The organism is Thermodesulfobacterium sp. TA1 (assembly GCF_008630935.1).
Classification (GTDB): domain Bacteria; phylum Desulfobacterota; class Thermodesulfobacteria; order Thermodesulfobacteriales; family Thermodesulfobacteriaceae; genus Thermodesulfobacterium.
Genome location: NZ_CP043908.1, coordinates 1,438,202 through 1,462,681 on the forward strand (window position 1 = coordinate 1,438,202; position 24,480 = coordinate 1,462,681).

21 protein-coding genes, 2 tRNA genes, 1 CRISPR repeat array and 1 riboswitch (1 of these 25 running past the window's edge) are annotated in these 24,480 nt (G+C 36.9%); of the genes, 14 read left to right on the plus strand and 9 right to left on the minus strand.

The genetic code is table 11. The features are described 5' to 3' along the window. A CRISPR array of direct repeats spans positions 1–3,371; the repeat unit is 30 nt; unit sequence GTTTTAAGCCTACCTATGAGGAATTGAAAT; it begins 3,995 nt to the left of the window's first position. Positions 3,372–3,395: 24 nt separating this feature from the next. After that, the gene (gene cas6 / locus F1847_RS07310) at positions 3,396–4,130 is read right to left on the minus strand and encodes a CRISPR-associated endoribonuclease Cas6 (RefSeq protein ID WP_150072408.1); all 735 of its coding nucleotides are present in this window, start codon (positions 4,128–4,130) and stop codon (positions 3,396–3,398) included. Between the two features lie 172 nt (positions 4,131–4,302). Here cas6 and F1847_RS07315 point away from each other — a divergent pair. The 3 genes from F1847_RS07315 (at position 4,303) to ispG (ending at position 6,338) form a co-directional block, all read left to right on the plus strand. Continuing rightward, positions 4,303–4,374 (plus strand) — tRNA-Thr (locus F1847_RS07315). 48 nt (positions 4,375–4,422) lie between these two features. Next, entirely contained in the window at positions 4,423–5,235 is an 813-nt protein-coding gene (locus F1847_RS07320) for a YkgJ family cysteine cluster protein (protein WP_150072409.1), read from the plus strand. Positions 5,236–5,237: 2 nt separating this feature from the next. Next, the gene (gene ispG, locus F1847_RS07325) at positions 5,238–6,338 is read left to right on the plus strand and encodes a flavodoxin-dependent (E)-4-hydroxy-3-methylbut-2-enyl-diphosphate synthase (RefSeq protein WP_150072410.1); all 1,101 of its coding nucleotides are present in this window, start codon (positions 5,238–5,240) and stop codon (positions 6,336–6,338) included. Here the strand turns inward: ispG and rsmI are convergent. The 5 genes from rsmI to F1847_RS07350 all read right to left on the minus strand — a co-directional run bounded on the left by rsmI (position 6,325) and on the right by F1847_RS07350 (position 11,891). Beyond that, a complete protein-coding gene (gene rsmI / locus F1847_RS07330) occupies positions 6,325–7,164 on the minus strand; it encodes a 16S rRNA (cytidine(1402)-2'-O)-methyltransferase (protein ID WP_150072411.1) in 840 nt (279 codons plus the stop codon). The two genes, ispG and rsmI, sit on opposite strands and share 14 nt — an antisense overlap. A 156-nt stretch (positions 7,165–7,320) precedes the next feature. Next, positions 7,321–9,201: a TonB-dependent siderophore receptor gene (locus F1847_RS07335; RefSeq protein WP_150072412.1), complete on the minus strand. Its 1,881-nt coding sequence runs from the start codon at positions 9,199–9,201 to the stop codon at positions 7,321–7,323. A gap of 15 nt (positions 9,202–9,216) precedes the next feature. Beyond that, positions 9,217–9,496: riboswitch (cobalamin riboswitch) on the minus strand. 49 nt (positions 9,497–9,545) lie between these two features. After that, the gene (locus F1847_RS07340; protein WP_150072413.1) at positions 9,546–10,106 is read right to left on the minus strand and encodes a DUF996 domain-containing protein; all 561 of its coding nucleotides are present in this window, start codon (positions 10,104–10,106) and stop codon (positions 9,546–9,548) included. A 69-nt stretch (positions 10,107–10,175) separates the two neighbouring features. Continuing rightward, positions 10,176–11,213: a HAMP domain-containing sensor histidine kinase gene (locus F1847_RS07345; protein WP_150072414.1), complete on the minus strand. Its 1,038-nt coding sequence runs from the start codon at positions 11,211–11,213 to the stop codon at positions 10,176–10,178. Between the two features lie 3 nt (positions 11,214–11,216). Continuing rightward, complete coding sequence (locus F1847_RS07350) at positions 11,217–11,891, minus strand: response regulator transcription factor (RefSeq protein WP_150072415.1); 675 nt, start codon at positions 11,889–11,891, stop codon at positions 11,217–11,219. Between the two features lie 227 nt (positions 11,892–12,118). Between F1847_RS07350 and pstS the strand changes: the two genes are divergently transcribed. The 10 genes from pstS (at position 12,119) to F1847_RS07400 (ending at position 21,732) form a co-directional block, all read left to right on the plus strand. Next, the gene (gene pstS / locus F1847_RS07355) at positions 12,119–13,153 is read left to right on the plus strand and encodes a phosphate ABC transporter substrate-binding protein PstS (RefSeq protein ID WP_150072416.1); all 1,035 of its coding nucleotides are present in this window, start codon (positions 12,119–12,121) and stop codon (positions 13,151–13,153) included. Positions 13,154–13,271: 118 nt separating this feature from the next. Then, complete coding sequence (pstC, locus tag F1847_RS07360) at positions 13,272–14,213, plus strand: phosphate ABC transporter permease subunit PstC (protein WP_150072417.1); 942 nt, start codon at positions 13,272–13,274, stop codon at positions 14,211–14,213. Then, entirely contained in the window at positions 14,201–15,076 is an 876-nt protein-coding gene (pstA, locus tag F1847_RS07365) for a phosphate ABC transporter permease PstA (protein ID WP_150072418.1), read from the plus strand. Before pstC ends, pstA begins: the two co-directional genes overlap by 13 nt. Before the next feature lie 12 nt (positions 15,077–15,088). Beyond that, complete coding sequence (pstB, locus tag F1847_RS07370) at positions 15,089–15,850, plus strand: phosphate ABC transporter ATP-binding protein PstB (protein WP_150072419.1); 762 nt, start codon at positions 15,089–15,091, stop codon at positions 15,848–15,850. 3 nt (positions 15,851–15,853) lie between these two features. Next, positions 15,854–17,002, plus strand: coding sequence for a bifunctional glutamate N-acetyltransferase/amino-acid acetyltransferase ArgJ (gene argJ / locus F1847_RS07375; RefSeq protein WP_150072420.1), 1,149 nt, complete (start codon positions 15,854–15,856; stop codon positions 17,000–17,002). A gap of 8 nt (positions 17,003–17,010) precedes the next feature. After that, positions 17,011–17,775 carry a 5'/3'-nucleotidase SurE gene (surE, locus tag F1847_RS07380; RefSeq protein WP_150072421.1) on the plus strand — a complete coding sequence of 255 codons (765 nt, stop codon included), beginning with the start codon at positions 17,011–17,013 and terminating at the stop codon, positions 17,773–17,775. Positions 17,776–17,940: 165 nt separating this feature from the next. Further along, a complete protein-coding gene (locus tag F1847_RS07385) occupies positions 17,941–18,450 on the plus strand; it encodes a type II secretion system protein (RefSeq protein WP_168194293.1) in 510 nt (169 codons plus the stop codon). Further along, positions 18,438–18,848: a hypothetical protein gene (locus tag F1847_RS07390; protein WP_150072423.1), complete on the plus strand. Its 411-nt coding sequence runs from the start codon at positions 18,438–18,440 to the stop codon at positions 18,846–18,848. The genes F1847_RS07385 and F1847_RS07390 overlap by 13 nt, the downstream gene beginning before the upstream one ends. Beyond that, a complete protein-coding gene (locus F1847_RS07395; protein ID WP_150072424.1) occupies positions 18,833–19,846 on the plus strand; it encodes a PilW family protein in 1,014 nt (337 codons plus the stop codon). The genes F1847_RS07390 and F1847_RS07395 overlap by 16 nt, the downstream gene beginning before the upstream one ends. 2 nt (positions 19,847–19,848) lie before the next feature. Next, positions 19,849–21,732: a pilus assembly PilX N-terminal domain-containing protein gene (locus F1847_RS07400; RefSeq protein ID WP_150072425.1), complete on the plus strand. Its 1,884-nt coding sequence runs from the start codon at positions 19,849–19,851 to the stop codon at positions 21,730–21,732. A 13-nt stretch (positions 21,733–21,745) separates the two neighbouring features. Here F1847_RS07400 and F1847_RS07405 read toward each other — a convergent pair. Further along, positions 21,746–21,828: transfer RNA gene (locus F1847_RS07405), tRNA-Leu, on the minus strand. A 129-nt stretch (positions 21,829–21,957) separates the two neighbouring features. Between F1847_RS07405 and F1847_RS07410 the strand changes: the two genes are divergently transcribed. After that, a complete protein-coding gene (locus F1847_RS07410) occupies positions 21,958–22,410 on the plus strand; it encodes a putative metalloprotease CJM1_0395 family protein (protein ID WP_150072426.1) in 453 nt (150 codons plus the stop codon). On the opposite strand, the gene F1847_RS07415 is transcribed toward F1847_RS07410, so the two are convergent. Together F1847_RS07415 and F1847_RS07420 are read right to left on the minus strand one after the other, a co-directional pair. Further along, a complete protein-coding gene (locus tag F1847_RS07415) occupies positions 22,407–23,075 on the minus strand; it encodes an HAD-IA family hydrolase (protein ID WP_150072427.1) in 669 nt (222 codons plus the stop codon). The genes F1847_RS07410 and F1847_RS07415 overlap by 4 nt on opposite strands. Before the next feature lie 141 nt (positions 23,076–23,216). Then, a complete protein-coding gene (locus tag F1847_RS07420) occupies positions 23,217–24,371 on the minus strand; it encodes an MFS transporter (protein WP_150072428.1) in 1,155 nt (384 codons plus the stop codon). Positions 24,372–24,480: the final 109 nt, after the last annotated feature.

Genomic DNA, 24,480 nt, shown 5'->3' on the forward strand with positions numbered 1-24,480 from the left:
AGATCCATCGTTAAATTGCTCAAGGTCTTTGTTTTAAGCCTACCTATGAGGAATTGAAATAAAGTTGTTTGTACTCATAACACACCTCCTTTGCTAGTTTTAAGCCTACCTATGAGGAATTGAAATGTGCATGCCCTCATTTGGGGAGCATGGGGGACAGGGGTTTTAAGCCTACCTATGAGGAATTGAAATGCCTCTCTGTTTAGCTAACTTTGCTATCTCTTCATGTTTTAAGCCTACCTATGAGGAATTGAAATTTGGTTGAAAGATAGTAATTTTCTAATATTATACTAGTTTTAAGCCTACCTATGAGGAATTGAAATAGTTGAAGTTTAATCGTAAAAAAGCCATAGACTTTTCGTTTTAAGCCTACCTATGAGGAATTGAAATCTCGCTATATCCTCTTCATTCAGAAGTTTTCTCTTCGTTTTAAGCCTACCTATGAGGAATTGAAATAATAATGATTTGGAGTTTTTTGATTTCTTAGCTCAATGTTTTAAGCCTACCTATGAGGAATTGAAATGAATGAAACAAAAGTAGATATATTATCAGTTGCACGGGTTTTAAGCCTACCTATGAGGAATTGAAATGTGGTGTGGATGTGGATGTTTTATTAGTCTTAACAAGGGTTTTAAGCCTACCTATGAGGAATTGAAATCAGCATACACCACCAACAGAGATATGGCATCCATGTGGTTTTAAGCCTACCTATGAGGAATTGAAATACGACTACTATTTTATCCTTGTTTTCTACTACCTCAGTTTTAAGCCTACCTATGAGGAATTGAAATGACCAAATCTCTCTTGCAAGAAGGATGAAGTAGTTTGTTTTAAGCCTACCTATGAGGAATTGAAATTGCTCTTCTTCTTTATGTTGGTATTGTATTTGCCTTGTTTTAAGCCTACCTATGAGGAATTGAAATATTCTAATTTCAGCCATTTGCGCGTAATCAAACTCAGTTTTAAGCCTACCTATGAGGAATTGAAATCACAATTTGGGTCGTCACAGAAGTGATATATATTTTGTTTTAAGCCTACCTATGAGGAATTGAAATACTACATCAAGTTTGTTTTGACCATCCGCTCTGAACGGTTTTAAGCCTACCTATGAGGAATTGAAATTTATAAAGATGAACCTCCGTTCTTTTTACCAAGAGTTTTAAGCCTACCTATGAGGAATTGAAATACATGTACCTAATGAGGACTACTTTGAATACTTCCCGGTTTTAAGCCTACCTATGAGGAATTGAAATCTCTGTGAAAAATTCGTCATTACGAATCAATTCTTCGTTTTAAGCCTACCTATGAGGAATTGAAATACATGTCCTACATCCTTTTTTCACTTTTCAGTGAAAGTTTTAAGCCTACCTATGAGGAATTGAAATAAAAAGGGTTTAGAAAAAGAAGAAAAACGGCTTTTGGTTTTAAGCCTACCTATGAGGAATTGAAATCGCATTTTCCCTATTTGGCTTTTTAACAAAAACACTGTTTTAAGCCTACCTATGAGGAATTGAAATTTTTATAACAACTAATACACCATTTAAAAATTTACAAGTTTTAAGCCTACCTATGAGGAATTGAAATAAACGTTCGCAATCTTCATTCGGAATATAAACAGGCGTTTTAAGCCTACCTATGAGGAATTGAAATGCTGTTTGTCCTAAATATGAACCTCTTCCGTTTGAAGTTTTAAGCCTACCTATGAGGAATTGAAATATGCCTGCTCCTTTTCGTTTTGCACGAAAACGCTGCGTTTTAAGCCTACCTATGAGGAATTGAAATCGATTCATGATTATGAATTGTTTGAATTTTTCTTCAAGTTTTAAGCCTACCTATGAGGAATTGAAATGACCCGCGGGGGGCTACGTCGATTGTAGTAAACGAGTTTTAAGCCTACCTATGAGGAATTGAAATGCGAGGATCTCTCGCGGTTTCTTAAGCGATTGCTCAAGTTTTAAGCCTACCTATGAGGAATTGAAATAAGGAAAAGCCCCCGTTGGACGACGAGGGGCAGTTAGGTTTTAAGCCTACCTATGAGGAATTGAAATCGAGAACTTCAGCCGGTTTTTTAGTTGACTGCTGTGTTTTAAGCCTACCTATGAGGAATTGAAATTGGAGAAGGCAAGTTAAGGCAAAAAGCTTTTTCGTAGTTTTAAGCCTACCTATGAGGAATTGAAATAAAGAAAGCTTAGCTGGAGCTTCTTTTTTACGTGAGGTTTTAAGCCTACCTATGAGGAATTGAAATCTTAACGGTAAGGTTCCAGTAAAGGGTTTTCGGCTTGGTTTTAAGCCTACCTATGAGGAATTGAAATAAAAAAAAATCAAAAAAAATGTTTACCGTCAGCCTGGTTTTAAGCCTACCTATGAGGAATTGAAATTTGTAACGCTGATAACTAATCCACAGCTTTGGGGATGGTTTTAAGCCTACCTATGAGGAATTGAAATTTTTCAGAAACTGAGCAAGATTTGTCGCTTTTACACGTTTTAAGCCTACCTATGAGGAATTGAAATCTGCTAACGTCTTTTTTTCTGCAATAATTAAATAATGTTTTAAGCCTACCTATGAGGAATTGAAATTCTATGAAGCAGATAAATTATGTAAAAGATTTGATGGGTTTTAAGCCTACCTATGAGGAATTGAAATGTTTTTACTGTCTCTCTGTATATAGTTTCTTTTTATAGTTTTAAGCCTACCTATGAGGAATTGAAATGTTCAGGTAGGAAGTGTAAAGGTGAGGTTTCCGAGGGGTTTTAAGCCTACCTATGAGGAATTGAAATTACAAGTTTAAAGTAGAACTGACTTCTACAGATAGAGTTTTAAGCCTACCTATGAGGAATTGAAATGAAGAAATAATAAGTAGAGTTTATGATTATTTGATGTTTTAAGCCTACCTATGAGGAATTGAAATTGAGGAGGGTAAGAAAGTGCCGGGTGTTGTGCGGTGTTTTAAGCCTACCTATGAGGAATTGAAATGGATGCGAAAAATCAAGTGTTAAACTAGTTTTATATAGTTTTAAGCCTACCTATGAGGAATTGAAAGCTTTATGGAGCGTTTATTTATAATGATACTTTAGCTGGTTTTAAGCCTACCTATGAGGAATTGAAAGAAGCTTTTAGCTTGTTAAACATTTTACCTTTGATAGGTTTTAAGCCTACCTATGAGGAATTGAAACTTTGCTAATTCTTCATCGTATAAATCTATTAACTCCGTTGCGAGCCTACCTATGAGGAATTGAAACACTTTCTAAAAACTTTCTCAATTTTTCAACTAAGTGTTGCGAGCCTACCTATGAGGAATTGAAACTTCGATATATTTTTAGAAAATAAAGAAATAGTGGATGTTTTAAGCCTACCTATGAGGAATTGAAAGAAAATTTTAATTAAAATAAAATTTTTATTTTATAACTTCAAACATTCCAAAACCTTGGGAATTTTTTGCACCAAGGCCTGCATCGTAAGCAAGTCTTAAAAGTTCTGGATCTCCCCTTAGCACAAAATTTCCCATCCATCCCTTTATCACAAAACCCTTGTAAATAATTATCTTCTCGTTTCCCTTTTCCAGCTTAATAGGCTCTATAAAAAACTCCTCTGAAGGTGGCATCTTCTTGTAAAATGCCTTATACTTCTTTATGATATTTTCCTTCACAAGCATTGAAAAATTTTTCTCGTTTGGATGATAGTAATAAGTCTTCTTTTTACCATCAGCACCATAAAGTGTGCTATAAACTGTCAAAGGTGATAGCATCCGTATAAGGATTTCTTTTCTTATCTCAGGGGATGGAAGAACCTTTATAGACTCAAGCCAAACTCTGTTTACGTCAAGCTGTATCTCTTTATTATACAAAAAATTTGAGGTAAGACTCAAAAGCATTTCTGTATAAGGCGATGAGATAAAGAACTTGAAAGGCGAAGAAATTTTAAACTTATCTCTTTCTTTTTCTAATTTTCCAAAAATTCGAGAAAAGGTAAAAAATTTAAACCTCCTCTTTTGGTAAACAAACCCTTCGTTGTGAAGTTTTTCAGCAAGGGCTCTGTCTAAAAGATGATAAATCAGCCCTTGCAAAACTTCGTTATAATGAATAGGTAAAACAGCTTCCTTTTCAGAAACAAAAGTAATGGCTAATCTCATTAAATTAATTCTATAAATAATTTAAAAAGGGTCAAGTTTCAGAAAAATATAACAGAATCTTTTGCACTATCTTTTGAGGCCTTGATAAAAATCTAAACTCAAAACTTCGAAATCTATCTTCTCTTTTAAAAATTTAAAAAGGTATTAAAATTTAAAAAATATAGGAAAAAACGCCGGCGTAGCTCAGCGGTAGAGCAGTGGATTCGTAATCCACAGGTCGAGGGTTCGAAACCCTCCGCCGGCTCTTTATAACCTTTTAGGTTCAACTAAAAATCAGAAAAGGAGTTTACCGATGGAAGCTTTACAAAATTTAAGAGGTTTAGATAAAATTCTTGTGCCTATCAGGCTTACAGGAAAGTCAAAATTTGTTTTTCAATGTCATCCTGGGGTTCCTTGTTTTAAACTTTGTTGTTCAGACCTGTTTTTACCCCTTACCCCTTATGACATCATAAGGATTAGGGATAAGCTTGGGCTTACTACAGATGAATTTCTGCTTCAATACACCGAGCCTTTTATTCTTCCTAAATCGGGACTTCCGATAGCAAGGCTAAAGATGAGTGAAAACGAAGAAAAAACCTGTCCTTTTTTAGGAGATGGTGGATGTAACATCTATGAAGTAAGGCCTCTTGCTTGTAGATATTATCCCTTAGGTTTTGGGCTTTTTCGAAATAAAGATAAAAGAAAAAACGAAGAAATTTACTACTTAGTAAAAGAGGGTTTTTGTCAAGGACTTGATTCTGGAGAGGAAATGACGGTTGATGAATATCGTAAATCTCAAGGCATACCTGGTCTTGAAGACCCTATTTTGGAATGGGCAGAAATCATCATGAAAAAAGAATCTCTTGGACCGATTTCTGTGCCAGAAAAAAGCCTTCAGCTGTTTTTCATGGTTAGCACCAATCCAGAAAGGTTTAGAAGCTTTGTTTTTGAGAGCAAGTTTTTAGATATGTTTGAGGTTGACGAAAAAACCTTAGAAGAAATCAAGAAAGATGATTTAAAGCTTTTGCAGTTCGGATTCAAATGGCTTAAAACCGTTCTTTTTGGAGAAAATCTGGTAAAAAGAAGGAAAGAAAGCCCGGCGGTTAAAAAGGTAAAACCTTTCTAAAAATGTATCCTAAAATCAAGAGAAGGGTTACTCGTAAGGTCTGGGTTGGTAAAATTTCTGTAGGTGGAGATAGTCCCATCAGGGTTCAAAGCATGACCAATACCCCTACAGCAGACCTTAATGCTACTCTGTCCCAAATTCAAAAACTTTTTGAAGCTGGATGCGAAATCGTTAGGGTTGCTGTTCCAGATGAAAAGTCCGCTAAAGCCTTAAAAGACTTAGTAAAAGAAAGCCCTATCCCTGTTATTGCTGACCTTCATTTTGCTACCCTGTTAGGAGAAAAAGCCGTCAAAGCAGGGTGTGCAGGCATAAGAATAAACCCTGGGACTTTTAAAAACAAGGCTAATTTAGAAAGGTTGCTTAAAATCTGTAAAGACTACAACTGTTGTGTAAGAATAGGGATAAACGCAGGATCCCTTGAACCTGAAATTTTGAAAAAATATAAAGTTCCTTCTTATAAAGCGATGGTAGAAAGTGCCTTAAGATGGGTTGAATACGTGGTAGAAACAGTGGATTACCATAACTTAAAAGTCTCGCTTAAATCTTCTAACTGGTGGGAAACCATTAAGGCTTATCAAGCCTTTTCTAAAAAATCTGATTTTCCTTTGCATGTAGGGGTTACGGAGGCAGGAGGGCTTATACCAGGGACCATAAAAAACACCATGGCTATATCCTATCTCCTGTTAAAAGGGATAGGAGACACCTTAAGGGTTTCTTTAACCGCAGACCCGGTAGAGGAGGTTTACGTAGCTTATGAAATCCTTAAAAACTTAGGGCTTAGAACCCTTTATCCAGAGGTTATAGCCTGTCCTACCTGCGGAAGATGTGAAATAGACCTTTTTTCGCTTTATCAAAAGGTTGAGGCATGGACTAAAAGAATTAAAGCTAATCTTAAACTTGCGGTTATGGGGTGTGTTGTCAACGGGCCTGGTGAGGCTAAGATGGCTGACATAGGTATTGCCGGAGGTAAAGGGGTTGGGGTAATTTTTAGAGAAGGAAAAATAATCAAAAAAGTGCCTGAAACCCAGCTTCTTGAAGAATTCTTTAAAGAAGTAGAGACCTTTCTTAAAGAACATCCTGAAAGACTAATCAACCCTCAGTGATAAGCTGATAAACCTCCTTTGCAGGTATATTATACTCCTCTGCTAAAATTTTAGCTATTTCCTTGGGTTTTAAACCCTCTTTTTTTAACTCCCTTATTCTTTTTTTTAGCCCTGAAAGCCCTTTTTTTAACAAAACCGATTCTTCTTTATCTGTTCGGGGAAGGATGATAAGGGTAATTTCCCCTAAAAAATTTTCTCTTTGAGCTAAAGTCTCAAGGTCTGTCCAAAGAAGCTCTTCATGAAGTTTGGTTAGCTCACGAGCTAAAAAACATTCACGGTTTCCGAGAATTTCAAGAAGGTTTTTAACGGTTTTTCCCATCCTATGAGGACTTTCAAAAATAACGATAGGCAAGTTTTCAGGCAAGTTTTCTAAAACTTTTTTTTGCTCGGTTTTTTTACGAGGCAAAAAACCAAGAAAAATAAAACCTTTGGTTAATTCAACCCCAGAAACACTAAGAGCACAAGTAAGGGATGAGACCCCAGGGACAGGAACTACTTTAACGCCTCTTTTATGAGCCTCTTTTACCAAATAAGCCCCTGGGTCTGAAATAAGAGGACAACCTGCTTCACTGGTAAAAACCACATCTTTAGCTTCTTCTAAAAGCTTAAGCACTTTATATGTCTTCTCAACCTCTACCTCTTTATAAAGGCTTATCAGCTTTTTGGGACCACATCCATAATGAGTAAGAAGTTTTTTTACAGACCTTGTGTCTTCAGAAACGATGATTTCAACACTTTTTAACACCTCTAACGCCCTTAGGGTAATGTCCCCAAGATTACCTATAGGCACTCCAACTACATATAAAGTTCCTTTTGTTTTTTCCATTTTAAACCTATGTTTTAGGATTAATAAATTTAACTATTATCATAAATAGTAAAAAAGGGCAACCGATTATCAAGGCTTTTTCAAAAAAGCGATTTTTTTAATTAAAAAACTTCAATCATCAAACAAAAGGTCCTGATAGTTTAGGTTTAGTAAATATTAGTAGTCAAACTTTATACCACCATATATAGACCTGTCAGGGGTCCCGTAGTCTTTTACCTCCTCGTAATTAGCGTTAAAGAGGTTTTCTATCCTAAAATAAAACTTAAGCTTAGGGTTAAAAGAATAATTGGCAGAAAGGTTTACCAGAGAGTAAGGTTTTAAGCTCTTCGTATTATCTTTATCGTGAAACCTTTCTCCTGTATAAACATAATCAGCTAAAAGTGTCAAATTTTTCCAAGAGTATTCTAAAGTAGCCCCTGCTTTATGAGAAGGTTTGTAAACAAGGTATTTTCCTTTATCTCTGTCCTCGGCGTCTAAGTAGGTATAGTTAGCTTTAAAGCTTAAGTTTTGAGTAAGTCTTAGGTTAAGATAGGCTTCAGCCCCTTTAATAACAGCTTTTCCGATGTTTTCAGGTTTCCAGGTTGTTTGGTCAAACTGGATAAGGTCCTTATATTTTTGATAAAAAGCACTTATTCCTAAAAGAAGTCGTTCTTTAAAAAAGACTCTTTCTAAGGAAAGGTCCCAACCTTTAGACTCTTCTGGGTTAAGGTTTGGATTACTGTAATTAGGATAAAAAAGATCATCAAACGTTGGGGCCCTGAAACTTGTTCCGTAATTAGCCTTTAAAACTACTTCAATCTGAGGAATTATATACCTAAATCCTAACCTATAAGTAGTTTTTTCTCCAAAGTTTTTATAATCATCATGCCTTAAACCTACGTTAAAAATAAGTCTTTCTTCTAAAAAGGAAAATTTGTTATTAACAAAAATCCCTACATGTTCTCTTTTTTCATCATAACTTGTTAATCCTAAACTACTTTCTGATAACATCTCTACCTTTTCTCTCTTAAAGTCTACCCCAAACACCAAGGAATAAGCCTTCCCTAAGCTTAAAAAATTCTCCCAAGAAAAACCTTCAGCTGAGGGTGTATAACGATTATAAGGAAACCAACCATCAGGTTCGTAAAATTTCCTCTGAAAACGGTTTTTATAAACAGAAAAAGTCTGTTTATAATTATGAAGAAGAGATAAATCAAGTTTAGCACCTATTAAATAGTGATGTTCTCTTCTAACATAATCTTTGTCTATTAAGTTATATCGAAAATCATAACCATCATATTCTGTCCTGCCATAACTATACCTTCCCAAAACTTCAAACCGTGCTTTAGGATGAAAATTAACCCCCATCTTAGTAGAAACAAAGGAGTTTTTAAACCCATCTTTTTCACTTCCATAACGAGAAGCTGAAAAACCATCGGTATAGTAATGAAAGGCATTTAACCTAAAATCAAAGCCTTTAAACTCTCCTGCTACCTCAAAGGAAGGTTTGTAAGTTCCATAAGACCCCGCATCTAAAGAAATTCCTACCTTAGGTTTACCTTTGCCTTTTTTAGTTATGATGTTTATCACACCGGCTACAGCCTCAGACCCATAAAGGGTGCTTTGAGGACCCTCTACGATTTCAATCCTTTCTATATCATCAACCGTTAAGCTTCCAAAATCAAACATCCCTAAGGATGGGTCATTAACTTTAAACCCATCTATCAAAACTAAGGTATGATAAGATTTAGCCCCTCTTGACAAAATTGCTCCTGCTGTCTGTCCAGGACCTCCGTTTGCCCTCACATATACTTGAGGAAGGGTTCGTAAAACATCAGTAACCAACACAAAATTTTTCTTTTTAAGTTCTTCTTTAGTAATAACCGTTACTTTAGCGGTAGTTTCTTTTATCGGCTCTTCAACCCTATCCGCGGAAACCACTACTTCAGGAAGCTCTTTAAACTCTTCTGGTTTGGGTTTTTCTGTGCAAAAGCCAGGAGAAGCTAAAATTCCTGCCATCAAAAAGAAGCTAAGCTGATTTAATAGATTTTTTCCCATGACCTCACCCCCTCGGGTTTTTTTCTGGGTCGAAGCGGTCTTCCGGCTTCCGGATCAACCTACTCGCCGCACCTTCCCGGTGCCTTTCGGCACCAGTGGTCTGTCGGCTAAGAGCTTTTAAACAAAAAGGCTCTTAGCCCAAGGAAGGAAGCCTCCTTTTGGGTTTTTACCCCTACTTGGGACCTCCTTCCCCGTCCGCAAACGATGCGGACAAGCGGCTTTCGTCCCCGGTCACGGCTGCGGGGCAGCGGGGGATTTTCACCCCTCTTCCGCAACTTCAACCCGCTATAATTAAACAACATATGTAAATAACATGGGTTTAAAATTTGTCAACAAACCAAAAACTACGCTTCACTCTTTATCTCTTCAGGGGTGGTGAAAAAGGCAACGGCAATCAATATCCAAGCTACCAAGTTTATCAAAACACCTATCACTATAATCATTAATATATTACCGATAAAATACAAAAACCCTCCGGTTTTATATAAATTAACCCCTGTATAAGAAGAGAGTAAATACAATGAAGTTTTTAAGTAATATGCACTAATAACCAGTAATATATAGAGAATTATCCAAACAAAAATAGTACCTATTCCAACGTGCGGAAACATGTGAAAAGAATGAAAATGAGATCCCATCATGGTAAATAACGAAAAAAACGTTAGCCCAACGGTAAATATAACGAAAAATCCCCCTATTATGGTAAAAATAAAAGAAAGGAGAGCGTTCTTAAAAATCTGAGGGTCATTAAATATTTTAGAAAACATATTAAAAGAAATAAGTAAAAGTACAATACCTACAAGCCCAGCAGCAATCCCAAAATAAGGGGTCATGGTTAAGATTAACAATATCGATCCAATTCCTCCGATTAACTTAGGAGTTGACATTGACAGGTTATCTTTCATGGCTTAACCTCCCTCTCTTTGGAGTTTAGAATCTATTCTAAGCAGTTTTAAAAACTTATACCACCAATCTTACTGATTACATAGCGGTAGTTCTATCAAAACTTCAAGCCCTCCTTGTGGAGGTAGACTAAACTTAAGTTTGCCTTGATGGGCTTCTATCACCTTTTTGGTGATAAAGAGTCCAAAACCCAAGCCTTTTTCAGCACTGGATTTAAAAAAGGGCATCCCTAAGAAAGGCAGGTCCTGAGGATTGACCCCAGGTCCTTGGTCTCTTATAAGAATGTTTATTTTTTGGTCTTCCCTAACATAAGATTTGATGGTTATTTTACCGTTTTTAGGGGTAAACTTAACCGCATTTTCTATAGGGTTAATAAGGGCTTGCATCATCCAGTCCTTATCCCCTTCTATCCATAGGTTTTCCGGCAGTTCTACTTCTAAACTTATGTTTTTATCCTCACATAAAGGTTTTATCCAAAAAATTACCTCCTCTAAGGCGATCCTTAAATCAAAACGCTCTTTTTTTAACGGTAGGTCTTTGACCAAGTATTCTAAAGAAGTAAAAAGTTTAGAAGTCAAACGCTCAATCTTGTCTAAGGCATTTTTAAAGGTAATAAAATAAGTATGAAGCTGAGGGTATTGGCTTGAGCTAAGGATTTCAGCCTCCAGTTTTTCAGCATATCCTCTTAGGATGGTAAAAGGCGTTTTGATTTCATGAGAAAGATAAGAAAGGGCTATAGTATAACTTTTTTTAAAAATCTCTTCTTCAGACTTGTCTATCAAAAGATAAACCTTTTGCCCTTTTTGTAAGGATAAGGTTTTAACCTCCCATTTTTTGGGATAAAATTTCTGTAAATCTATCTGAAATGTTTTGCCTCTTAAGTCTCCGAAAAAGCTTAAAGAAGCTTTGTTTTGCCATTGAGTTTCCTCTTTATTATCTACCAAAAAAACCGGTATTTCTAATTGATAGAGGGTCTCTTCCCAAAAACTTTTTGTTTGCTTTAACTCTTCTATTTGATTTTTAGCCCTTTTTATGTTTTTGATAAAAAAAACGATAGCTAAACCAAAAGCAGAATTTAATACAATAGAAAAAATAAGAAATAGTTCCATTTTTCACGAATTTTTTTTAAGTTTATACCCAAATCCCCTTACCGTTTCTATCAGGTATCCATAATCTCCAAGTTTATCTCTTAATCGGCAAATATAGGCGTCAACCACCCGCGAGTAATAATCTTTTTCTAATGCCCAAAGATGACTTGAAAGCTCTTCTCTTGAAAAGACTTTTTCAGGATTTTCTATTAAAAGCTCTAAAATTTTGTATTCTGTAGGGGTTAGGATTAAAGGTTTTTCTTCTAAAGAGATGGTCTTTTTTTCTTTATCAAGAAGAAGAGGTCCTACCTTAACCTGAGAAGAGGAGAAACCTTCGTTTTTTAAAAGTTTTTTAATCCTAAGGGTTAGTTCTCTTAAACTAAAGGGTTTTACCACATAGTCATCAGCCCCTAACTCAAGCCCTAAAACTCGGTCTAACTCAGCTCCTCTGGCTGAGACTATAACTACCGGAGTCTTAGAAAACTTAGAAGTAAACTTAAGATATTTTAAAAGCTCTATTCCGTCTCCGTCTGGAAGGATTAAATCAAGCACTACCAAGTCTACTGAAGATTGTAGCAAGAAAGAATAAGCCTGAGCAAGAGAATTGACCACATAAGGTTTAAACCCTTGAGCTAAAAGCGTCTCTGAAATAAGGTTTGCTATGTCTTGGTCGTCTTCTACTATAAGGATTTTCTTCATAACTTTTTACCATAAAGATAAAAAGTTTTTGGTATATGTCAACCATCTATCTCAGGCTTTTTAAAAATCCTCTACTTTGCCGTATAAAGTTTTAACCAAGCCTACCTCTTTTAAAAGTTCTCTTATCTTTATTCCGTTTTAAACAAACTTTCATAAAGTTTTAACCAAATTTTAACAAAACATGTTTATCGTTAATTACAAACCAAAATAAAAAGGAGGTTTAAAAGATGCAAAAAGGTGCAAACAAAAAAGGATGGTTTAAAAAGTTGGTTTCTTTAGCCCTTGGGATTGGATTTTTTACCACGGCAAGCGCTCAAGCAGCTGAGATTACAGGTGCAGGAGCAACTTTCCCGCAACCGGTTTTTCAAGCCTGGGCTTATGAATATCATAAGGCTACCGGTATAAAAGTAAACTACCAAGGGATAGGATCTGGAGGAGGTATTAAACAAGCTCAATCAAAAACCGTTGATTTTGGGGCAAGCGATAAACCTTTAACCTCTGAGGAACTAAAACAGTATAATTTAGCCCAATTTCCTGCTATCATAGGGGCCGTAGTTTTAACTTATAATTTACCTGGATTAAAAGAAGTATCCTTAAACCTTGATGAAAAAGCGGTTTGTGACATCTATCTTGGGAAAATCACTAAATGGAATGATCCCTATCTTCAAAAACTTAATCCTAATATCAAGCTTCCTGATGCTCCTATTACTGTGGTTAGAAGGTCAGACGGGTCAGGAACTACCTGGCTTTTTACTACCTATCTTTCTAAAGCCTGTCCCGAGTGGAAAAATAAAGTGGGCGCAGGTACCTCAGTTGATTGGCCGGTGGGGATAGGTGCCAAAGGTAACCCCGGGGTCACTAACTACATAAAACAAAACAATTGGTCTATAGGTTATGTAGAATATACCTACGCCAAGGAAAATAAGCTTCCAGTAGCAAGATTACTTAACAGAGATAAAACCTATTATTTAGCTCCCAGTGTAGAAACCATTCAAGCCGCAGCCTCTCATGCTAAATGGTCTATGGATAAAGACTTTTACGAAGATTTAACCTATCAGCCAGGTAAGAACTCCTATCCTATAGTAGGTGCTTCTTTCGTGCTTTTGGTTAAAGACAGCCCTCGGGTTAAGGAAGCTACTAAATTTTTTAGATGGTCCTTTGAAAAAGGAGATGGTATTGCCCAACAACTATACTACATTCCCCTTCCTAAAAATGTAAAAAGCATGATTTATAAATACTGGGAAAAACATAAAGTCAACTAAGGATTCCTTTGAATTTCTTTTTAAGGGTCTCCTCTTTTGGAGGAGACCCTTTTATTTTTAATATCTTTCTATTTAAACTTTTTATGTTAAAATAAACTCAAAATAGATAGGACAAATTATGGAGAAACGTTTAGCTTATATAACGGAGATTCTCACCCGATATTTTTTAGGTTTTTGGGCTATTTTTACCGGATTTCTTTTTCCTTTTGTTATATTTTTAATCCTTTTATATGAATCTAAACTTGCTATCAAAAACTTCGGATTTTTACACTTTCTAACTTCTACAGAGTGGGACCCTGTGAGAGAAAGCTTTGGGGCCCTTCCGATGGTTGTTGGCACCTTAATAAGCACCTTTATAGCTATCCTTTTTGCTGCCCCTATCTCAATGGGAATTGCTATCTTTATTACTGAGCTTGCCCCTTCATGGCTCAAAGGTATTTTTGCTACAGCCATAGAACTTTTAGCCGCCATACCAAGCATCATTTATGGTATGTGGGGTTTTTTGGTATTTGCTAAATACATGAGAGAAGACATAGAACCTTTTTTACAAAAAATCTTTTCTCCCTTTCCTGTTCTTTCCCAACTTTTTTCAGGAAATCCTACCGGGATTGATGTGCTTACTACCTCTGTCGTGCTTTCTATCATGATTATTCCGTTTATGTCCTCGGTGGTAAAAGATGCCTTTAATCTCGTCCCCTCGGTAATGAAAGAGTCGGCTTATGGACTTGGGGCTACCAAATGGGAGGTGGTAAAGGATGTAGTTATTCCTTATACCGCCTCAGGTATTGCAGGGGGTCTTATCCTTTCTACAGGAAGAGCCTTGGGAGAAACGATGGCTGTTACCTTTTTGGCAGGAAACGTGCCTCAAATCCCTAAATCCCTGCTTGAACCCTTTACTACGATTACTGTAGCCTTAGCCAACCAGTTTACCGAAGCAGATACTCCTCTATATCTCTCATCGCTTTTTTACCTCTCTCTGTTTTTATTTGTGATTTCTTTTGGAGTGTTAATACTGGCTAAACTTATGATTTTAAGAATAGAGAAAAGATGGAAAAAATAGTCCTTTATCGCAGAAAAATCTTAAGTAAGATGATGCTTTTTTTATGTTTAGTTGCGGCTATTTATGGACTCTTTTGGTTGTTTTGGATTTTAGGCACCCTTTTTATTAATGGATTTAAGCACCTAAACCTTTCACTTTTCTTAGAAGATCCTGGACCTCCAGGAGTAGAAGAAGGCGGTTTAAGACACGCCTTCATCGGACATGCTATCATCACTTTTATAGCCAGCTTGATAGGGATTCCTATCGGGATTTTTTCTGGGATTTATTATTCTGAATACGGAAGAGATTCGAGACTTTTTAAAGTATTAAGGAATATCACTGACATCATGGTAAGCACCCCTTCTATCATCATGGGGGCGGTGATGTATGCCTTGTTTGTGATCCCGTTTAAGCATTTTAACGCCTTAGCAGGGGCTTTAGCTTTAGCCATGCTTATGGTCCCGGTTATAAGTAAAACTACCGAAGAGATGCTTAAATTAGTTCCCTTTACCTTAAGAGAAGCTGCCTATGCGTTAGGAGCCTTTAAATGGCAGCTGATAAAAGATGTGGTTTTAAGGTCAGCTAAGGTTGGTATTTTAACCGGAGTCCTCCTTGGGATGGCAAGGATTTCTGGAGAAACAGCCCCTTTACTTTTTACCGCCTTTAACAATCACTATCTTTCCTTTGATGTTTTTAAACCTATGGCTTCGCTTACGGTTACCATTTTTGATTATGCTATGAGCCCTTATGAGTTTTGGCATAACCAAGCTTGGGCTGCCTCTTTTTGTTTAGCCCTTTTTGTGCTAATCCTTTCTGTATTAGCTAAAGGGTTAGTCCACTCAAACTTCGGATTTTTTAACATCTTTAAAAGAAAAAAAACTTAGAGGAACCTTGATATGGACGACAAGCAGTTAGAGATAGAGGTTAGAACTTTAAATTTTTATTATGGAAAAGACCTTGCTCTTAAGAACATAAACATGAAAGTTTATCGAAATAAGGTAACTGCCTTAATCGGCCCTTCTGGTTGTGGGAAAACTACTTTTCTTCGCTGTTTAAACAGGATGCATGACCTTTATGTAGGCAACCGATATGAAGGGGAGATAATCTTTGAAGGGAAAAATATCCTTGATAAAAAAATAGACCTTATAGAGCTTAGGTCAAAAATAGGGATGGTTTTCCAGAAACCCACCCCTTTTCCTATGAGTATATTTGACAACGTGGCCTATGGTTTAAGGTTAAAGGGAGTAAAAGGTTCAGAGCTTAAAGATAGGGTAGAGGCTGCACTTAAAGATGCCGCCTTATGGGACGAGGTTAAAGATAGGCTTAAAGAAAGTGCCTTTTCTCTTTCAGGAGGGCAACAACAAAGGCTTTGTATCGCAAGGGCTATAGCGGTTGAACCTAAGGTCCTTCTTTTTGATGAACCTACTTCAGCCTTAGACCCTATTTCTACCGCCAAGATAGAAGACTTGATCGTCCAGCTTAAAAGTAAAATTACTATAGTTATCGTTACCCACAACATGCAGCAGGCGGCAAGAACTTCAGATTATACCGCTTTTATGTATTTAGGCGAGCTTATAGAAGTAGGTCCTACCGAAAAAATCTTTACCAACCCAGATAAAAAACTTACAGAGGACTATATTACAGGAAGGTTTGGATAAACCATGAAGGCACCAGAAGGATTTCTTTTTTCTGCGGTAAAATGTAGTATAAAAAAATTAGATAAGTTTGACCTTGGGCTGATTTATTCTCCGCATAAACTCACAGCCTGGGGTGTTTTTACTAAAAATACCGTTCAGGCAGCCCCTGTAGTATTAGGCAAAAGATTGATAAAAGGAGAAAACTTACACGGGGTAGTGGTTAACAGTGGGGTAGCTAACGCTTGCACCGGAGAAGAAGGGATAGAAAGGGCTAAAAAACTGTTAGAAGAGGTAGCCAAAGGGTTTAAATTAGAACCTCAAAGCTTTCTTCCTGCCTCAACCGGGGTAATAGGAGAACAATTACCTTTAGAAAAGATGCTTTCTCAAGTCCCTGAGCTTCTAAACAAGCTTTCTCCAGACCGTTATTTAGACTTTACTCAAGCTATCATGACCACTGATACCTTTCCTAAAATATCTTACCGTGTGTTAGAAGACGGGGTTTCTATCCTTGGGATAGCTAAAGGCGCCGGAATGATTGCCCCTAACATGGCAACTATGCTTGGGTTTATCCTTACAGATGCCAAAGTCTCAAAGGAAACTTTAAAGAAACTTCTTCCGAAAATAGTAGACCAAAGTTTTAACCGGATAACCGTTGATGGTGATACCAGCACCAACGACACGGTTTACATGCTTTGTAGCAATTTAAAAGACCTTAAAAATTGGAATCACTTTGAGAAAGCCTGTTTAGAGGTTGCCCAAGAACTCGCCTATCTTATCGTTAAAGACGGAGAAGGTGCCAGCAAGGTAATTAAAATCATAATAAAAGGTGCAAAGACCAAAGAAGACGCTAAGGCTTTTGCCTTTTCGGTTGCCAACTCTCCTTTAGTAAAAACCGCGGTTTACGGAGAAGATGCCAACTGGGGAAGGATTTTTGCCGCCTTAGGTAAAACAGGCATTCCCTTTGACTTTGAAAAGGTTGAAATCTATTTAAACGGCCTTACTTGGATAAAAAACCTTCAGGTAATAACTGAAGAAGAAAAATTAAGAAAGGAATTGCAAAAAGAAACAGTAGAACTCCTTATCAAACTAAAAGAAGGTAAAAAGGGATTTGAGGTCTGGACAAGCGACTTTACTGAAGAATACATAAAAATAAACGCTCATTATCGCACTTAGTTTTAGGAATGAAGCTCCTGCTTACCAACGACGACGGTATCTACGCAGAAGGGCTTTGTGCACTTTATAACGCCCTTTCCTTAGAACACGAGGTTTATATCGTAGCCCCTGAGGCAGAAAGAAGTGCTGTAGGACATGCCATCACTATCCATTATCCCCTTAGGGTAACCAAGGTAAAAAGAGGAAAAACCTTTTGGGGATATGCCGTAAGTGGTACCCCTGCTGATTGTGTAAAATTAGCCATCTATGAACTTATCGGACCGGTAGACCTTGTGATTTCAGGGATTAACCGAGGGGCTAACGTTGGGGTTAATTTAGTTTATTCTGGAACGGTCTCAGCAGCCACTGAAGCCAAAATTTTAGGATACTCCTCTTTAGCAGTTTCTATAGACAGCTATGAAGATATAGACTATTGTTTTGCTGCCAATTTTATAGCTAAATTTTTAGACGTCTTAAAACAATTACCTCTAAGCAAGCCCTTTTGTCTTAACCTTAATTTCCCAAACTGCAATCCCTCAGAGATAAAAGGTATAAAATTTGTAAGACAATCCAAAGCAAGACTTAAAGAAGTTTTTGAGAAGAGGTTTGACCTTCATGGAAAGGCTTACTATTGGCAAGGAGCAGAAGAGCACACAGAAACCGACCCAGACACAGACGTTATCGCCCTAAAACAAGGCTACATAACCATTACCCCGATACACTTTGACCTAACCAACCATAACTACCTCAAAATTTTAAAAAAACATCACTTAAATTTTAGCTTAGATTTTTAATAAATTAGATTTTAATAAAAAGCCTACCTTTCCGTTTTAAGTAAAAACCTCTTCTACCTCGAACCAAAGGTATATAGCGGTGTTTTTTTTAGAAACCAAAACTTGACTTATACTAAAATAGAAGAATAATAAAAATTAAAGAAAAAATTTTAAAAGGTTTTGATTGTGGATACCTGCAACCATAAAAATAGACTTTCTAATTCAGGCTATTCTTTAGTAGAACTTTTAGCCGTAATTTCTCTTATAGGAATTTTGGTTAGCCTATCTATCCCTTATATGTCCAAGTTTATAAGGTATACTAAATATCAAAATTACTGTAATTCTTTAGAAATTCTTGTAAGACAAGCAAAAATTCTTGCTATGGAAAGAAGCACTAACATAGGAATTTGTGTAGATGATGAGAGAACGGTGAAAATTTTTGATACGGGCACAGCTAGAACTTATATCTGTACAGGTACACCTATAAGAACACTTCAGATTGAAGATAAAGATACTTCTTTTGTTAGATTTTCTGGAAGCGGAGCTTCCTTTGACCCAAGAGGTTTTGCTATTTTTAACGGTAATGTTTGTGTTTATAACAGTGAAAAAAACGTATATTTTCTGTTGTGTATAAGTAGGTTTGGGGGAATAAGGGTAGAAACCGGAAACGGAGGATGTAGAAGTTGCCCAAACTAAGGACTAAAGGTATATCTTTGATAGAAGTTTTAATATCGATTTTTATAGTAATTATCGTTGCTATATCCATAGCTCATCTTATAACCTCAAGTGTCTTAACCACAAGAGATGATACCTTAGGGATGTGTGCCTGGCAGGCTGCATTATCAGGGATAGAAGCAGTCCGTGGCAATAGAACGTTGATAGGTACTAACCAAAATTATACATGTACCTTGTCAACCGGCAATACAAACAGCACGATAACCGTTATTGTCACTACTTCTATCATAACCGGTAATATACCCTCTACCCCTCCTTCTGAAGGAAGTGGAACCAAGTCTTGTGCTTTGGTAGAATCAAGAGCGACGGTATTAAATAAAAACTACACGGTTAGGGATATGGTATGCAATTTTCAGTAAGATGTTTAAAAACCAGAGGGTATTCTCTTATAGAACTTTTGATTGCTTCATTTATAGGTCTTTTGGTTATAGCTGCCATGTTTGGATTTTATTGGGTTGCACAAAATACTTTTACTCAAATAAGATATCTTACCTCGGTGAAAGAACAAACCAAAGGTGGACTTGCACAACTTGAATGGTTTTTTCAAAGATGGGGGTTTGGGGTCCCCTGTTCAAACCTAAACAATCCTGAAACTTGTACTCAAGTTTTGGTTGATAACAACTCCACCTCCCGTTTTCCTTATCCTCCTCAAACCTCTCTTTACTTAAGATTAGCGCAAAACAACCCTTGCGATGAAGTTTGGTTTTACGGAACCCTCGGAGGAGAAGGATTTATTACCAGAGTTGTCGGAACAGATAATGTAGCTGTCATGAGTTGTAGGTTAAGCATAGAAAGTAGACATAACTGTTATCATATATGGAGAAGAAGGTCTCATTTTGTTAACAAAGATACAACCTCTAATGGTTCAGCTTGTTATAATACTAACGTCTTTAATATTACAACTAATGAATATCCGATAGTATTTAGCCTTTCAGGGCTATCCCAAAACAATCTTGATTGTTCCCGTGAAACCAATCCAGACAATGCTCAACTAAACATTCAAGCTACTGTCTATGATGGTAGGATAGAAGATTACAACGGAACCCAAAGAATTTTAACCGATAGAATAAATTTAGAAGGAGGAGACCTTCTCATAAGAACTCCTCATCTAATACACTTTTTTTGTAATCAAAACCCAAACGACCAAAACAACCTTTGGCTTTATGTAGAGGCAACAGACGTAGCCTCAAGCTGTAATAGTAACGAACCTGCTATGCCTATAGCAAGGGTAAACAGTTTTAAGGTTTTATCTCAGAATAACGGGGTTTTAGTGAGAATAGAGGTAGTTACCACAGAGAGAAAATTTGGGACTGAAACTCCCAAAATTATAAGGGTTGAAAGATTTTTTGGGAGGTAAAAATGAAAAAAAAGGGCTTTGCTTTGGTTACAGCCCTAATCTTATGTTTTGTTTTAAGTGTTATAGGGACTGCTGCCATTACTCTTTCTTATATTTCTTATCAAACAAGTATGGCGGAAAAGAACTTTTATCTTGCAGAAAAAGCGGCTAATGTCTGTCTTTTGGCTGCGGTAGATGAAATAAACCGAACAGGCTTTTGTGGTAACCAAGAGTATACCGCTTCAGGTTTAGGATATCAACTTCCCTATGGAACCACCTGTAAAGTAACCTCTACCCAAAGTACTAACATCTGCTTTTTAAGGGCTGAAGGTCAGGCAAGAAGTTCAAGGGTTTTTAAAACTACTATCATACAAGGATTTTATGGAGCTGGTTTGTATACGGTAAGAGGCGGGGTTAGTGCTTCTTATTCTGGTGGGTTGCTTACAGGCTGCGATGCAGCCAATAACTGCACCGTTCCTGCTTTCATAGCCTCAAGTGGAACTATAAACTTAGGAAGCGCAACTCCTCGATATTGTCCACAAACAAGTAGTACAGGAATTTGGGGGAATCCACCCACTTATACTAATGCCGCATTTAGAGACCTTGTTCCACTTTTTTTTAATGTAAACTGTTTTGCTTCTGACTTCTACAACCCAAACTACAGATGTAATTACGGATTAACAGACGCTCTAAGAGACACTTATGGATGGGTTTATAGAAATAATAATCAAACCTATTTTACTCCGTATCCTAACGATCAGCCTTCAAACAATGCAACCGATTTTTATTTTTCTCCCTATGGAGAACCTGTGATAAATCCTACTCTAAAATCAGATTTAAGCTCCCCTTCTTCTATAACATCTATCCCCTGCAGTTTTATCAATAATAGTACTTCTTATAACCTTAATAACTTCTGTAGTGATTATTATTATCCCAATCCAACATGTGGAAACTATACTATCGTGTTTACAACAAGTAGTACAATTACGCTTACTGGAACTTTACCTTCAAATTGTGGAGGTACAGACATATCTTCTCGGTGGGTTACGATTTTCTTACCAAAAGGGGGAACTATAAACAATCTCAACGGTAACTTACCAGTTTCTCAGACCTCTTTGGGAGAGTGGAGGTATCGTTTAAACATCTATTCTGGAGGACCCTTAACCATTTCAAATGGATTAAACTTTACAAGGATCTTAACCAACGCAACCGTTAATATATCCTCAGGTATAACCATTAATAATTCCACCGTTATCCAAGTTCTTAACCACGAAACAGAAAATAATAACGCTAACGCACCTCAAAACCTCATAAACAGTAGAACAACCTATTTTTATGATTCTAAAATCATAAGTAGACATATACGGTTTGTAAACAATCATTTTTATGCATTTAGAACTCTTTTGTATCTTTATGCTAATGCTTGTCCTAATTGTGTAAGAAATACAAGCGACCCTAATCAAAATCCTTGTTATACAGGGTCTAATTACTATAGATGTGGTTGGTATGGTGGTAGCTACAATGCTTATATAGGCATGTATGGCAACGGAACCTATCTTTTACCCGATAGAACCCCTTTAACCTCTATCGTAATAAATAATAATTCTATCGTAAGGTCTTCCAATTTTTATATAGCTGGAATTTATTTTGGTCAGGATGTAAACTATTTATTAGGTAGTGTAAGTGTTATAAGAGGCTTTTTAGTAAGAAATTTTCCCCCTAATCTTTCCCTTCGAATAGGTTTTAATTCAAATACCAACTTCCAGTTTAAACTTGATGCTATCAATTCTTTGAGATATGACCCTCTCAGTAGGAGAGGCTTTTGGTTTGTAAGAAAGGTTGAGTGTATAAGGGAGAAACCAACCCCAGCTTATTTTTCTATTATAACCAGGATGACCACTTGGTAAACCCTTTAAGTAATGCGGGAGGAGGGACTTGAACCCTCACGGGGAAATCCCCACCGGATCCTAAGTCCGGAGCGTCTACCATTCCGCCACTCCCGCAAAAGCCTCTATTAATCTCCCAAATATTTTAATAGATAAACCTTTCTTTTCAAGAGGACTTAAGAAACAACCTGCATCTTCTTTTTTAAATTCATTCCCTATAAACTAATTTTGCATTATAATAAAAATATGGATGTTAAACCTGCAGGCTCAGAACCGGTTAATCCTTGGTTTAGTAAAAGGGCCGAAACCTTAGAGGACCTCAAAGTCCGGATGTTGATACAAAAACTTAAGATCAGAGAAAAACAAGTGATCTCCCATGAAATGGCGCATAAAACCGTCGGTGGTAAGTATGCAGGAAGCGTTCATTACGAGTATACCAGAGGTCCTGACGGAAGGTTTTACATCACAGGAGGAGAAGTAAGTATAGACCTTTCAGAGGAAGACTCACCAGAAAAAACCATAAGAAAAATGCAAATCGTAAGGGCTGCAGCTTTAGCCCCTGCAGACCCATCACCTCAAGACCTTCAAGTAGCCCAGGCGGCAACGATTAAAGAAATAAAAGCCAGACAGGAATTAGCCCTTTTAAAAGAAAAGGAACAATCCCAACCCAAAGGAAAACTTCTAAATACCAAAGCCTAAAACTGAAAAATTTTCCGATAAACCTCTAAAAAAGGCTCTCCCTGATAATGATAGGTAAGTATACCTAAGGCCTTAGCAGGTTTTACGTCATTTTCTATAGAATCTCCTATCATAAGGGTTTCTTCTGGTTTCACCCCCAAGACTTCCAAGGCCGTTTGATAAAGTCTTAAATCAGGCTTTAGATAGCCTACTTCACAACCTATAAAAACCTCATCCAAAAGATCTTCTAACCCCAGCTCTCTCAAGATGTTTCTTAACCTTGCATCCCAGTTAGAAATTACCGCAGTTTTTATTTTTTCTTTTTTTAGGAGTCTTAAAATTTCTGGAAAATCCTCGGCTAAAACTACGCAATCTTTGGTAGCAAAAAAATCCCAGCTTTTTTGAAAAACCTCATCAAAACAAGGGGCATTTTTAAAAGACTCAAAGGTCTTTTCAAACACTTGATACCAGCCTTTTTTACAAAGCTCCTGGGTCCAGCGGTCAACCCTATCGTGTTTAAATTTATCTCTAAAAGCTTTAACAAACCTTTCCATCACCTCAGAAGGAGAAACTTCATACCCCTTTTCTCTCCAAAACCGGGCATAAACCTCTCCTACCGAAGGAGAAATCTGTAAAAATGTTCCTTCCACATCAAAAAACACTGCTTTTATCGAGTTTATCCGCATATATTTATTTTCTCATACCTTTTCGGTTTTTCAAATCCCTTCTTCTTTTTTTACCTCTACCAAGGTAAATTTTTCTCTTTGGACCCTAAAAAATTTTTTTTAAAAATCTTTAAAGATGTTAGCTTAAAAACCAAGTTAAGCTTAAAATTTAACATAATATTTTCTGACCTTTAAAAGCAAAGGTATAGCTAAAAGTTGAAGTACTACTGAAGTCAGTATAAGGGCAAAAATAGAAAAATCATACAACAGACCTAAAACCGTGCTACCTAAAAACCAGAACAATCCATATCCTGTGTTGAAAACCCCGTATCCTATTCCTCTTTTTTCCTTAGGTACAAGCCAAGCAACCGCTGACCTCATGATAGACTCCTGTGCGCCCATACCTATACCCCATAAAATCATCCCAAGGACTGCTCCGTAAAACCCTCCCAAAAAACAAAGAGGAGCAAAACCTGCTGATAAAACAATCGAAAAAATAAGAACAGAAAGGCCTTTTCTATCAAACAAGTATCCAAATAAAAGCGCAGTCAAGGCATCAACCCCCATGGCTATCGCGTAAAACACAGGTATCCATTGTTCAGCAACTATACCTACCTTCTTGAAATGATAGGCGATTAAAGGAAAATCAGCGTATCCTGCCCCGTTTAAAGCAACCGCTATGAGATAAATCCAGTAAACCCTACTTAAATCTTTGGTTTCTACCTGCAGGGTTTTTACCTCCAATTCCTTAGGAGAGGGATATAAAAACTTAGCCCAAAGCAAAATAGATATGGCCAAAACCGCAGGGATAATTAAAACCCCAAAGGCCTCTCTATAACCACCGTTTAAATAAAAAACCAGAGCTACTATCAACGGACCAAGCATAGCCCCGATTTGGTCCATCGCCTCATGAAGGCCAAATCCCCATCCCCTGCCGATTTCTATGGTTGCATGGCTAAGCATCGCATCCCTTGCTGGGGTCCTTATCGCCTTGCCAATCCTTTCTAACATAATTAGCATAACCGCTAATTGCCATTGTCCAACCAAGGCTAATGCCGGGATGGTTAATAGATTGGTTAAATATCCTACTATGGTAATTCCCCAATATTTACCTGTCTTATCGGTAAACCAGCCTGAAACAATTCTCAAAGCATACCCTAAAAACTCCCCTACCCCTGAAACAAACCCTACTACCGCACCAGAAGCCCCAAGGGTTAAAAGAAAAGGACCGGTGATACTTCTTGCTCCTTCATAGGTCATGTCTGAAAACAAGCTTACCAAACCGAGCAAAACGATAAATAAGGTAGCCGGCTTCATTTTTACATTTTTTATTTTATTTGAGTAATAATTACACTAAACCAATAAAACCTCAAGCCCAATTTTTGAGTTTTTAAAAACTCTGCCTTACTTCTATAAAAAAACCTAA